The sequence below is a fragment of the Pseudoalteromonas sp. SD03 genome (genome assembly GCF_040937955.1).
GTDB classification, from domain to species: Bacteria; Pseudomonadota; Gammaproteobacteria; order Enterobacterales; family Alteromonadaceae; genus Pseudoalteromonas; species Pseudoalteromonas tetraodonis.
In genome coordinates this window covers 3091005-3103054 of the sequence record NZ_CP162514.1, presented here as the reverse complement: position 1 = coordinate 3103054, position 12050 = coordinate 3091005, and the positions used below count along the sequence as shown (strand labels likewise).

Sequence of the window (12050 nt, the reverse complement as noted above, 5' to 3'; positions counted from 1 at the left end):
AATAGTCTGTAAATGTTTACTTAGTAGGTTTAAGCCAATATCTACTATTTTAAATTAACCTATTGAAATTAAAGGTTAAAAAATGTTGGCCCGATGCTCGCATTAGCTTAAGTGTCTTTAATCAAAAGGAGAACGATTATGAAAACATTTAATAAGTCTATGATTGCAGCCCTAGTATTAGGAACAACCGCAATGGGCGCTCAGGCAAGCAGTTGGGAAAACGAAAGTAAAGATGCTTGGATTGATGGGAAAGCAGAAACAGTATTGCTTATGAACACCAATCTAAATAACTTTGATATCAACACGGACGTAAAAAACGGCAAGGTAATGCTAACAGGTAAAGTAAACAGCGAAGTAGATAAAGAGCTTGCTGAAGAACTCGTGCTAAGCCTAGATGGTGTAACTGACGTTGAAAACAGTCTAACTGTGGTAAAAAACACCGACATGAAGAAGCATGATTCTGAAATGATGGGTAACGACACTGAAAGTGATTTAACAGATGCTAAAATCACTACAGTGATCACAACACGTTACTTATTTGATTCTGAAGTAGGTGGTACAGACATTGATGTTGATACCGATAATGGTGTGGTAACTCTTAAAGGTACAGTTGAGTCTGATGCTGAAAAGCAATTAGCGATGGAAATTGCTAAAAACGCTGAAGATGTTCGCAAGGTAGTTGATGAATTAACTGTTATTGCAGAATAATACACTATACTAAAGCCCAGCCCTGCTGGGCTTTTTGCTTTGCTAACATTATAAGGATTAAATTATGGATATCATTAGAATTATTTTTTCTATTTTATTACCACCACTGGGTGTGTTTTTACAGGTAGGACTAGGGATGCATTTTTGGTTAAATATTTTGCTAACTTTGCTCGGCTATTTCCCTGGATTAATTCATGCGATTTACATTATTGCCAAAAAATAATGTAGCAGCATAGCAGGACATTTAATACTGAGTTGCTAAGTGCTCCCAAAGGTATGTGTATTAGTTACTCAGGCTGCTATTAATAAATGGATTTGTTTTACAAAACTCATCACTAACAAAACCTCAAAGCCTACTATTTGAGCAGTTAGCCCCTTGATTGTTAAAATAAAGCTTTTTGCTAGTGACAAGCCCCTAAAAACTTTTTATACTGCAACCCGCTTTAGTCGCTCTGTGGCTAAACGCTTCAAAAATTAACTGCTTACAGTTATACAAAGATGGCCCCTTAGCTCAGTTGGTTAGAGCACACGACTCATAATCGTTAGGTCCCCAGTTCGAGTCTGGGAGGGGCCACCACTTTTCAAAGCTTTCCAAGTAAATAGAAACTCACCTTCCTAGTTTATAAAACTTCATTTCTATTACTTCTATCGTATTTTTACCAGTACACTGATTTTTTTATTAATTCTATAGAATACATTGCAATAAACACAGTTGAATCTACTATTAAAGTGTTATGGGATTTTATTATAAAAATCTTTATTTTGTGACCTTTAATGTCGCTACTGTTAATTGTGTGCAGTATATAAAATACCGCTTTGTTACCCCTTAGGTGCTCTATGTTATTAAAACGAAAAGTATACCTCAGCCTTATTTTGGCTGTTGTTGCTCCTTTAGCAATATCTACTCTAATATTTTCAAATAGTATTCGCTCAAATACAGAAGACAAACTAGCCAAAGTAGATTTACCAACAGCGCTTAGTGAGGTGAAAAGCCAAATAGAGCTGGAACTTTCTACACCTATTGTTGTAGGCAAAGAAATAGCGCAAAACTTATTTGTGCAGCAATGGATGAATAATAATGAAGATGCGCAAAGCCGAGGTAAATTCATTGATTACCTCAAACATATAAAAAATAAAAACCAAGCCAGTAACGCATATATTATTTCTAAAAACTCCCATAACTATTACACCGATGAAGGTATTTCCAGGCAAATAGATAGTAGCGATACTTGGTTTGATGCTTTTTTAGCATCGGATAGACCATTTGAAGTAGCGCTCGACATAGATAAAGGCAGCTCTGAGGTGATGGTATTTATTAATTATGCCATTGAGCTTGATGGGCAAAGACAAGGAATTGCCGGAATAGGCCGTTCGCTCGATTCTATGGTGGATCTCATAAGTGAATATAGAATAGGTGAGGGCGGCATTGTTTATTTGGTCTCTGGTAGTGGCGAGATTATGCTGCATGGTAATAAAACTAAAATAGGGCAATCTGTTGACTTGGCGCCGATTAAAAATGGGGCAATTCAAAGTAAAGTAATTGATGGTGATGACTATGTTGTCTCAAGTACGCCAGTAAATTCATTAGGTTGGCATCTAGTCGCTGAAATTCCCCAAGAGCAATTATATGGCGCAATTAATAGTGCTATTAATACTAATATCATTTTTGGTGTAATTATTGCGCTTGTAGGTTTAGCGTTAGCACGCGTGTTAGTAGGGCAAATATTTAGGCCAATCGAAAACATTACTGCAGCGGTGAATGCATTAACGGAAAAAGATGGCGATTTAACAGCACGACTCCCTACTGATGATAATAATGAAATTTCAGACTTAGCGGTTAAGTTTAATCTGTTTTTAGAGCAGTTACATTATATGTTCAAACAGGTTTCTGAGTCGGCAATTCATGTTAAAGGTATTTCCCAAGATGTGCTTGAGCAAGTGCAAGGTGCGGCAAATTTAGCTGAAGTGCAATCATCGAGTACGCAAACGGTGGCGGCAGCCGTTAATGAGATGGAGGTTACGGTTCAGGATATTTCTGGTAGTGCCAGTAATGCAGCAGATATTGCTACTAAAACCGAAGAAACGACGCACAAAGGGGTTGAGTTTGTGCAAAGCACGATTAAACAAATGGAACAACTAGAAGCGTCAATGGCCAACTCTGTGGCCTCGGTGTTAGAGCTTTCGACAGAGATTAAATCAATTTCTCATGTATTAGATGTAATTAAAGGGATTTCTGAGCAAACTAATTTATTGGCGTTAAATGCGGCTATTGAGGCTGCTAGAGCGGGTGAGCAGGGCCGTGGCTTTGCGGTAGTTGCTGACGAAGTAAGAACGCTTGCGCAACGTACCGCGGAGTCTACGGAGCAAATTAATGAGATGATTGATTCGTTAAATGCTAAAGCGTCAAGCACGGTAACAGCGATTGAATTGGGCAGCAAAAACACCCTAGAAAATGCCGAGCGCTTAAAAGAAACCGGCCATACATTAAATGGTATTTCACAGGAAATTGTACTACTAAGCGAGTTAAACAACTCAGTGGCTACTGCAACGCGAGAGCAAACACTAGCAACCTCAGAAATTAGCCAAAATATTGTAATGATTTCCGATTCGGCAGAGCAAACCAAAGAAAATATGAAAAAGTCAGAGCAGCTTTGTAACGGTTTAAATAAAGAATCGAATATTTTAAGGGATTTACTAGGTAAGTTTACGCTTTAAACACGATTTAATTAAAAAATCAGTTGAGCGAGGAAACCATCATAGTTATAGAGCTCTCGCCTATAACTATGATGCTGTAATGGCGGTTAGTTTTTACGGTAAATCTCGTGATCCATTTCGTAAATATTTACGCTTAAACTGTCAGAGGCTCTGCAATACGTTTGCAAGCAGGCTAGTAATTGCTCACTTAGTAGTTGCTTTTGCTCAATGGAACGCCCAGCCATAATATGCACCGCAATATGAATAAACCCTTCTTTACCCACACCTAACTGATAATGCTGATAAGCAATAGCGCGAGTTTTTATTGTTTCTAAATCAAATAAGCCACTTTCAAACGTTGTTGTATGGATTTTTTCCACAAGAACTTGAGGTAGTAAAGGCAGATCTTCTGAGTGTTCAATAATAATGTGTGGCATTTAACGTATCCTCTTTAGATTGGTTTATTTAATTATACCAAACGGGTTTGTACACGCTAACCCCATAACGCTTAATTTTTAAAAATGTGGCTTGAACATATTTTTAGCAATAAACTATTTAAGCAATTACAAGACCTGTAGCGTGTTTAATTTTAGATTTATTATGGCAAATATTTTTGGTTGATACGTTTTATGTCAATTTGTGGTGACTTATACGAAGAGTACACAAGCCAGTTGGTATTTGTAATAAAGGTTAAGCCAGAGGTGCGACTAAATGCGCGTTCGGGAAGGCGTATTACGTCATGATGGCTGTTGGTTGAGAAGTCGTAATAACTCAAACGGTAATCACCTTGTTTTACATTAAAATAGTAAATACGCGATTGCGCTAAGGTGTCGCCTTCAAAAAAATACCACGAATTATGATTCGATAAATTAATTTCGCTAATAAGTGGTTGCTCAGTTTGGCTATCTGGGTCTTTTATCCATAGTTGATTAGTTGCTTGGTTGGCAAAAATTAAAGCGCCTTGCTTGTTTTCATAAGCGTATAGTGTTGGTGAATCTATGGCCTTTGCGAGTTTATTACCCTTTAAGTCGAAGCGATAAACGTGTTGATCATTCGCTACCAATAGGCTTTTACTATCTGCAGCCCAACTCGGTTTTCCATGGTAACTAAAGCCTGTGGGTAATGACTGACTTGATTGGGTGTTAAAGTCATAAAGGTATAGCGCATGCTCACCAAGATGAGAAGCGACAAAGGCAATGTAATTACCATCAGGTGACCACACCGGGTTGTAAATATTTGCACTGAGATTAGTAAGCTGTTTTCGTGAGGTACCGTCTTGATTTGCAGTCCATAATTCCATTGAGCCCGATTCGTTAGATACAAAAACTAATTTTTTTCTGGCTTTACTGTAATCAGGAAAGCGCGTATTAAAGTCGCTTGATAATACCGGAAAAGGCGAACTTGCAACCGCATTACTGGTTTCTACACGCATTAATGTAGAGTCGATATTCCATTGATGAAAATACAAACTGCCATCATGTGCATATTCTGGGTAACTTAAGCCATCAATGTGCGCATTGATCATTTGTTGTGTTTTGAGGTTATAAAAATAACCTTGGCGCTTGCCTTTTTTAACACCCGAAAAGACGAGTTGTGGCTTATTGGGATGCCAATCAACGCCTCTCATATCAACAAAACCTGAAGTTAATTGCTTAGCATGAGCTGTTTTTATGTCGATTAAAAATAGTTCTTCAAAACCCGTTGGTAAATTACGCGATACCACCAGCTGTGTCGCATCTGGTGAAAACACAACCGACTCATCGGTATATTGGCATGCTGACGTACAAGGGACTTGAGTAACTGTGTATGGTGATGAGGTTAAATCGACAAGGTTAAGCTGAGTAAAATTATTATTTTTTTCATCTTCACTTATATAAACCAGCTTAGTGCCTGTGGCATTAATGTCTATATCGGTACTGGTTTTACTTCCGCACAGCCCTATAACAGTGATATTGCCCGAGGCGATATTTTGCTGAATGACTTCACAACCTTGAGCTGCTATACGGCGGTAATAATAAATAAACGTTAAATCAGGACTAAATACCGCTCTGCCCTCAATGAATGGGGTGTCGGTAAGTGCTATTGCAGCTTGCTCTGGTAAATGAAGATCACGTAAGTATAAATTGGCTTTATGACCAGGGCGGCGCCACGAATACGCTAAAAAATGACTGTCATTAGAAATAGCCGGAAACAACTCTCTTCCTGGGCTGGTGGTAATTGTTTCAATGTAATCGTACAAACGTGCTGCATGTTGCGATTGAGCAAGTGGCTGCTTTGCGTTTTCAAAAAGGGCGCTATAACCCCAATAGCTACCTAATAATATAACAATAGCAAGTACGGTAGCGTAAATATACCCAGAGCGAAGCGGCGTATTGTTAATGCTATTAACAGGCTCTGGCGTTGTTGGTTTTTGTACTAAGCGGTAACCCGTTTTACGCAGTGTTTCTATATAGGTATTGTCGGGGTCGAGTTCTTTAAAGCTTTTACGAAGATGCCATATGGCATTAGTCAGTGCTTTTTCGCCCACATATTGATTACCACTCCACACATTCTCTATTAGTTGCTCACGCGTTACTGCGTTTGGATAACACTCTACCAAGTAAACAAGTAGTTCTATAAATTTAGGTTGTAATACACAGGTTTTATCGGCACAAAACAGCTTATTTTCAAACACCGATATTTGGCATTTTCCAATTGAAAATGTCTGTTGAGTATTCATAGTTTGTGTATTTAAACCTCTTGATTAATTACGTTACTAGGCAGTGTTTAATGCAAAATAAAGCGATAGTTGGTTAACATTCGATTTTACATCATTCTAACACGAAAACCTTAAGTGTATGATTATAAATAAATAGATATTAAATAGATATAAAATAGGGATATAAACGAGACACCTCTCATTGTGCTTTTATTCACGATTACTTACAACATGTTATTAGTAAAATAAACCAATTGGTACAAAACAAATTTAATAACTAAAAAGTTAATCAAAAACGATTTGTACTAATGGAATAATAAATAATAAGGGAAGTTTGTGAGTAATATATCAACAAAAAAATGCGCTTTAGCATTGGCTATAACAGCCAGTTTATCTGGGCATGCAATAGCAAATGACGAGGCTATTGCTCGTCAATCAACGGCTAAAGCAAGCGAAGAAGTGGTACAAGAAGCACCAGAAAAAATAACCGTAACGGGTTCGCGTTTAAAGCGTGATAGTTTTTCGGTAACAACCCCGCTGGTAACCATGGACAGAGCGTCAATTCAGGATACAGGTTTAGGCAATCTTTCAGATGTATTAATCGATAACATGCCTGCACTGAGCGAAAGTATTGGTAACACAACCAGCCAATCAAGTATTTCGGGTACGGGTTTATCAACGGTGCAGCTTCGCGACTTAGGCGCTAATAGAACGCTTACATTGATTGATGGTCGTCGTGTAGTATCAAATAGTTACGGTGGTAATTATGTGAGTTTAAATACCATTCCTAGTGGCATGGTGGAGCGCGTTGAAATTATTAGTGGTGGTGCGTCGGCCACTTATGGAGCTGATGCGGTAGCCGGTGTAGTGAATATTATTACCCAGTCAAAAAAAGAAGGCTTTGAATTTCAAGCCCGTGGCGGTGAAACAACAGATGGTGGCGGTCGTGAGTTTACGCTTGATTTAAACTACGGAACGTCATTTGCTGATGATCGCGGTTATGTATTTGTCAGCTCAAACTGGGATCGTGATTTTGGCATGACCTTTTACGACCGTGACCGCGCCAAAATAGAAGCCGCGCATAGTTACGATGATGAGTTGATGTGTAATCAAATGTACACTGCCGATGGTTATCAGTGTATGAGTGGTATTACACAAGCTGATTGGGCAAGCAAAAGCGATGGTACCTTAGGCGGTGTATTTTTAGAAAGCAGCCGAAACGACACTCAGTTTTGGTACGACGGGCAAACGCTGCGTGATGACTGGAAAGGTAATGAAGAAATTTATGGTATAAATTCGTCACAATACGTCATGCTTGATGTACCTAGCGATAACTTTTCGACCGCGATAAAAGTAGATTATGATGTAACAGACGACATTATGAGTTACTTCCTAATTCAATATAGTAAGAGTGGCTCGTTCAACGATAAGTCACCAGAAGATGAATACGAAGGGGCTTACGTACCTCGCTACGACCCAGTGACTGGCGACCCTATCGATGATATTGCGCCAGGTTACATTCCTATTGATAACCCATACGTGCCACAAGAAATTATTGACAGCAACCCATACAAAGACCGCATTTATTGGGATCGTCGTTTTGGTGAAGTAGGTAATATCAGCACTGATAACGACCGTACGACCATCCGAACTTGGGCAGGCCTGCAAGGTATGATGTTTGATGATACATGGGATTGGGATATCTCTGCTGGATACGGGCAATTCAAACAACATCAAATCCGTAGTAACGAGTTAAACACGGTACGTGTCAATCAAGCACTGCAAGCTGAAAAGCTAGCCGATGGCACTATTCAATGTAAAGACGCCGAAGCGCGAGCGCAAGGATGTGTCCCGCTTAATCTATTTGGTGAAGGTTCTATTACCTCTGAAATGGCTGACTGGATCCGTACAAACCCAATTATTGATACTGAGATTCAACAGTACACGGTAATGGGTTATATCACCGGCGACCTATACGAATTACCAGCAGGTAATGTGTCTGCAGTATTTGGTGCAGAGTATCGTAAAGATTCACAAAGCCTAGATACCAGTGATGATATGAAAGCGGGCGGTATTACGTTTAACGTTGTGCCTTCTTTTTACGGTGAAGTAGAAGTGTATGAGGCATTTGCTGAACTTGCGGTGCCACTACTTAAAGATGCGCCATTTGCTAAAAGTTTGTCGGCAGAAACGTCGCTGCGTTTAGCAAATTACAGCATTGATAATATCAGCACTGTTGCCAGCTATAAGCTAGGCCTTTTATGGCAACCAATTGATGGATACATGCTACGTGCCAATTATGCACGAGCACAGCGTGCGCCGACTATCACGGAATTATTATCACCCCCTCGCGGCGATTTTGATTCATTTGATGATATTTGTGATGGTCTAACAGCAACATCAACAAACCCAGGACACGATAACTGTCGTTTAGAGCCAACCTTGGCACAAAAGCTAGCTGATGATCCTAACTTTGAATTTGAAAGTGAAGACAATAACTACTCGCCAAATACTGGTAATCCAAACTTAAAAGAAGAAACAGCCGATACCTATACCTTTGGTATTACTGTATCTCCTGAGTTTTTAGATGGCTTTAACTTAGCGGTGGATTACTACGATATTGCCATTGTTGATGCAATTGATGAAATAAGTAACGAAAACATCATGCGCGAATGTTATGACTCAGAGGCTGCGTGGGGCAGTGATAACGAATACTGTAACGATATTACCCGTAACGACGAAGGTAACATTGTAAAAATTCTACAGCGTGAATATAACTTGGATGAGTTAACTGCGCGCGGTTACGATGTGGTTGCAACTTACAAATATGACATCGGCAGCTATGGCAACTTGTCATTCAAGCTTGATTACAATCACATTATTGAAAACTCGCAAACCTATGAAGGGTTAGATGGTAACAGTGTTACTTCACAGTATGCAGGTTATGGGCGCTCAAAAGATAAAGCCGCTATGTCGATTGTATGGAAAATAGATGATTTACGTATCCGCTGGCGTACAAATTACGTAGGCGCGTTTAAAGCAAGCCAAGAAGATGAGAAAGACTACCTTGAGTATGTTGCTGCAAACGATGAGCGCTGTGCTGCGGGCGATGCCGGTTGTATTGCAAACCCAGAGCCACTTGCGTATCAAGATTATGGCTCATTTTTAAAGCATAGTTTATCAGCGTCTTACACTCTGGCACTGACTGATAAAAGTGACTTACGTGTATTTGGCGGTATTAACAATGTATTTGACGACAAAGGGGCATTTTACCCAAGTGGTCGTGGTAACTTTTATAGTGGCTACGGCGGCGGTGCCGGTCGTTATGTTTATCTAGGTGCACAATATAGCTTTTAATAACCTTTAGCTGTATTTGTTTGCAAAGGCACTCCCTCGGGCGTGCCTTTTTTATTGTGTATCTTGCTGCGAAATACCCTTTAAACCATTACAGTATTGAGTTGGTGGATAAAATTTGTTTTATCGCGGTGAAAGCGTTTAGTATAAGGCGTAACTTAATTTTTAATATGAACGAAGGACTTGCTATGAAGTATCTCAAAATGGGTGGTTTAATTGTATGCTTAGCAGGGCTTGCAGGGTGTTCTGATGATGTTGCCTCAGTGAGTCTTGGGCTATTTACCACTAAAGATGTGGTGGTTAATTCACAGCAAGACCCGCTAGTGACCGGTGTAACCTGTCATATTAGCCATATTGAGGCGAATTTAGATTTTTCAGACCCATCAGATATGTCGATTGCCTGTCGTCAAACCGGGCCAATAACGCCAGACCAATTACAGTCTATCGACCGCAGTAAATCCGGTGAAGTCGTGTTTAAATCATCTAAGAGTATTTTGTTTAAGTCATTAAAAGTGCGCCGTATTTATGATGCTAAAACCCATACATTATTATATTTATCATACTCAACGAAAGAGTCTACGGGCAGTCATCATCATGCGCTCTCTACGGTGCCTTTATACAATACACAAGCATGGCAATGGGCGAAGGGGCAAGAGTAGTTAATGTTAACTCTATTTAAATCAAAGCCCTTATTGGCAGAACAAGAACAACAATGGCTGGTTGATACCTTTATATGGGCAGCAGAAAACTTTGATTTGGATTTTTTTACCAAACACAGCCAAGTTATTTTGCCAACGGTTGAGTTTTTTCCTGACTCGGTTTCAAGTATTGAGGAAATGGCCAGCAAAGTGTTTGCGCGTGTTAAGCAATACGCTGGTATGAATGAATGGCCAGTAACCTTGGTTGCACCGCAACAATTACAACCACAGGTGTTTCCACACTTTGAATTTAGTCAGCATTTACGTGGCGAAGAGTGTCATTTAATAGTACCAGCCAGTCATACTATTAATGTGTCGTTTAATCCCAATCAAATTAATCAACCGCAAGACTTAGTGGCGAGTTTTGCCGGTACGCTTGCCACCATATTAATTCATCACGTAGGGGTGCTGCCCCCAGGTGGTAAAGAGTATTTACCGCAAGCCACTGATGCCTTGGCATGTTTTTTAGGCTTTGGGGTAATGATGAGCAATACCGTGTACCAGTTTAAAGGTAGCTGTGGCTCATGTTATAACCCGTATGCAAATCGCGAAGCGGCGCTCAGTGAAACGCATACCGTATTTATGCATGCGTTAGTGAGCTACTTTAAGCAAGATAAACACTCTAAAAAACATTTAAAACCGCATTTACGAGGCCAATTTAAAAAAGCGCAAAAAGAAATAAAAGCCTTGGTTAATCAATCGGCTAACCCATTATTATTGGCTTTTTCGCCAGAGCAAGCCAGTTAAGTATGAACTATATCGATGAATTTTTATTAATTGCGGTGGCTCATTTTTTTGCGGTAGCAAGCCCTGGGCCCGACTTTGCGGTAGTCCTTAAACAAAGTGTACAACACGGCAGGCGCAATGCCTTATGGACAAGTGCAGGTGTTGGTGCGGCTATTTTATTACACATAGCCTATTGTGTATTGGGAGTTGCGCTGGTGTTAACTCAATCACCTGCGTTGTTTATGGCGCTTAAATATATAGCGGGCGCGTATTTAGCGTATTTAGGCGTGCAGGCACTGCGCGCTGCTAAACCTACAAATACCTCATCAGAACCGACTGCAAAACCCAGCCTTGCAGCTGAGTCATCATGGCGTGCGTTTCGACGTGGCTTTTTTACCAATGCACTTAACCCTAAGGCAACACTGTTTTTTATGTCGTTGTTTACCTTGGTGATTAGCCCAACTACACCGGTAATAATACAAATGGGATACGGCGTTTATATGGCGCTTGCTACCTGGGCTTGGTTTTCTATTTTATCGCTATTGTTATCAAAAGCGCGTGTACGTGATTTTTTTCAGCAAAGTGGTTATTGGTTCGACCGCGGCATTGGCATTATTTTAATCGCACTGGCTGTGCGAGTTGTTATTTAAAGAAGGAATAGTATGGCGTTATATAATTTTTCGTTTGGCTCTAATATGTCATCTAATCGTTTATTGGCACGTTTACCTAATGCAAAACGTGTGGGTACGGCACTTTTAAAGGGCTATAAGTTAACCTTTAATATGGCCTTTTCAGATGGTTCAGGTAAATGCACTATTGTGCCCACCAATGAACCCGATGCTGTGGTATATGGGGTGGTGTATCAGCTTAATGAAGCCGAAAAAGAGATCTTAGATAAAATTGAAGGCCCTAATTACGACTGTGTTGATTTAACCGTGAGCCTTCTAGATGACGATGACATTAATGTACACTGCTACATAGCAAACACACATGACGACACACTGCTACCTTATGATTGGTACGTGCAGCATGTATACCGCGGCGCACTTGAGGCGGGCGTACCCGAACACTACAGTCAACGCATTTTAGCTTACCCGAGTAAGCAAGATACTAATAAAGCGCGCGCCGAAATAGAATTTGCGGTTCATCAAGACTAAACAAAAATAATAACC

At 40.0% G+C, this 12050-nt stretch carries 10 protein-coding genes and 1 tRNA gene; 9 read left to right on the top strand and 2 right to left on the bottom strand.

Features of this window, described 5'->3' with window-relative positions:
- Positions 1-138 precede the first annotated feature (138 nt).
- The 4 genes from ABZP26_RS14465 (at position 139) to ABZP26_RS14450 (ending at position 3423) form a co-directional block, all read left to right on the top strand.
- A complete protein-coding gene (locus tag ABZP26_RS14465; RefSeq protein WP_013465983.1) occupies positions 139-708 on the top strand; it encodes a BON domain-containing protein in 570 nt (189 codons plus the stop codon).
- A 64-nt stretch (positions 709-772) separates the two neighbouring features.
- A complete protein-coding gene (locus ABZP26_RS14460; protein WP_008466367.1) occupies positions 773-931 on the top strand; it encodes a YqaE/Pmp3 family membrane protein in 159 nt (52 codons plus the stop codon).
- A 277-nt stretch (positions 932-1208) separates the two neighbouring features.
- Positions 1209-1285: transfer RNA gene (locus ABZP26_RS14455), tRNA-Ile, on the top strand.
- Between the two features lie 260 nt (positions 1286-1545).
- Positions 1546-3423, top strand: a complete 1878-nt coding sequence (locus ABZP26_RS14450) for a methyl-accepting chemotaxis protein (RefSeq protein ID WP_368485093.1) — start codon at positions 1546-1548, stop codon at positions 3421-3423.
- Between the two features lie 86 nt (positions 3424-3509).
- Here ABZP26_RS14450 and ABZP26_RS14445 read toward each other — a convergent pair whose 3' ends face one another.
- The gene (locus tag ABZP26_RS14445; protein WP_013465979.1) at positions 3510-3839 is read right to left on the bottom strand and encodes a 5-carboxymethyl-2-hydroxymuconate Delta-isomerase; all 330 of its coding nucleotides are present in this window, start codon (positions 3837-3839) and stop codon (positions 3510-3512) included.
- Positions 3840-4000: 161 nt separating this feature from the next.
- Complete coding sequence (locus ABZP26_RS14440) at positions 4001-6121, bottom strand: winged helix-turn-helix domain-containing protein (protein ID WP_368485092.1); 2121 nt, start codon at positions 6119-6121, stop codon at positions 4001-4003.
- Positions 6122-6436: 315 nt separating this feature from the next.
- On the opposite strand from ABZP26_RS14440, the gene ABZP26_RS14435 reads away from it, so the two are divergent.
- From ABZP26_RS14435 to ABZP26_RS14415, 5 genes are all read left to right on the top strand, one after another.
- Positions 6437-9457 carry a TonB-dependent receptor gene (locus ABZP26_RS14435; RefSeq protein ID WP_368485091.1) on the top strand — a complete coding sequence of 1007 codons (3021 nt, stop codon included), beginning with the start codon at positions 6437-6439 and terminating at the stop codon, positions 9455-9457.
- A 185-nt stretch (positions 9458-9642) separates the two neighbouring features.
- Positions 9643-10113: a CreA family protein gene (locus ABZP26_RS14430; protein ID WP_013465976.1), complete on the top strand. Its 471-nt coding sequence runs from the start codon at positions 9643-9645 to the stop codon at positions 10111-10113.
- Positions 10114-10116: 3 nt separating this feature from the next.
- Entirely contained in the window at positions 10117-10899 is a 783-nt protein-coding gene (locus ABZP26_RS14425; protein ID WP_033103718.1) for a hypothetical protein, read from the top strand.
- Between the two features lie 2 nt (positions 10900-10901).
- A complete protein-coding gene (locus tag ABZP26_RS14420; RefSeq protein ID WP_024601704.1) occupies positions 10902-11528 on the top strand; it encodes a LysE family translocator in 627 nt (208 codons plus the stop codon).
- 12 nt (positions 11529-11540) lie between these two features.
- Entirely contained in the window at positions 11541-12035 is a 495-nt protein-coding gene (locus tag ABZP26_RS14415; protein WP_013465973.1) for a gamma-glutamylcyclotransferase family protein, read from the top strand.
- Positions 12036-12050 lie beyond the last annotated feature (15 nt).

Excerpts from the sequence above, each read along its gene's own strand:
- ABZP26_RS14415 (WP_013465973.1), top strand. The coding sequence starts at position 11,541 with ATGGCGTTATATAATTTTTCGTTTGGCTCTAATATGTCATCTAATCGT.
- ABZP26_RS14430 (WP_013465976.1), top strand. The coding sequence starts at position 9,643 with ATGAAGTATCTCAAAATGGGTGGTTTAATTGTATGCTTAGCAGGGCTT.
- ABZP26_RS14465 (WP_013465983.1), top strand. The coding sequence starts at position 139 with ATGAAAACATTTAATAAGTCTATGATTGCAGCCCTAGTATTAGGAACA.
- ABZP26_RS14460 (WP_008466367.1), top strand. The coding sequence starts at position 773 with ATGGATATCATTAGAATTATTTTTTCTATTTTATTACCACCACTGGGT.
- ABZP26_RS14420 (WP_024601704.1), top strand. The coding sequence starts at position 10,902 with ATGAACTATATCGATGAATTTTTATTAATTGCGGTGGCTCATTTTTTT.
- ABZP26_RS14450 (WP_368485093.1), top strand. The coding sequence starts at position 1,546 with ATGTTATTAAAACGAAAAGTATACCTCAGCCTTATTTTGGCTGTTGTT.
- ABZP26_RS14445 (WP_013465979.1), bottom strand. The coding sequence starts at position 3,839 with ATGCCACACATTATTATTGAACACTCAGAAGATCTGCCTTTACTACCT.
- ABZP26_RS14425 (WP_033103718.1), top strand. The coding sequence starts at position 10,117 with ATGTTAACTCTATTTAAATCAAAGCCCTTATTGGCAGAACAAGAACAA.
- ABZP26_RS14440 (WP_368485092.1), bottom strand. The coding sequence starts at position 6,121 with ATGAATACTCAACAGACATTTTCAATTGGAAAATGCCAAATATCGGTG.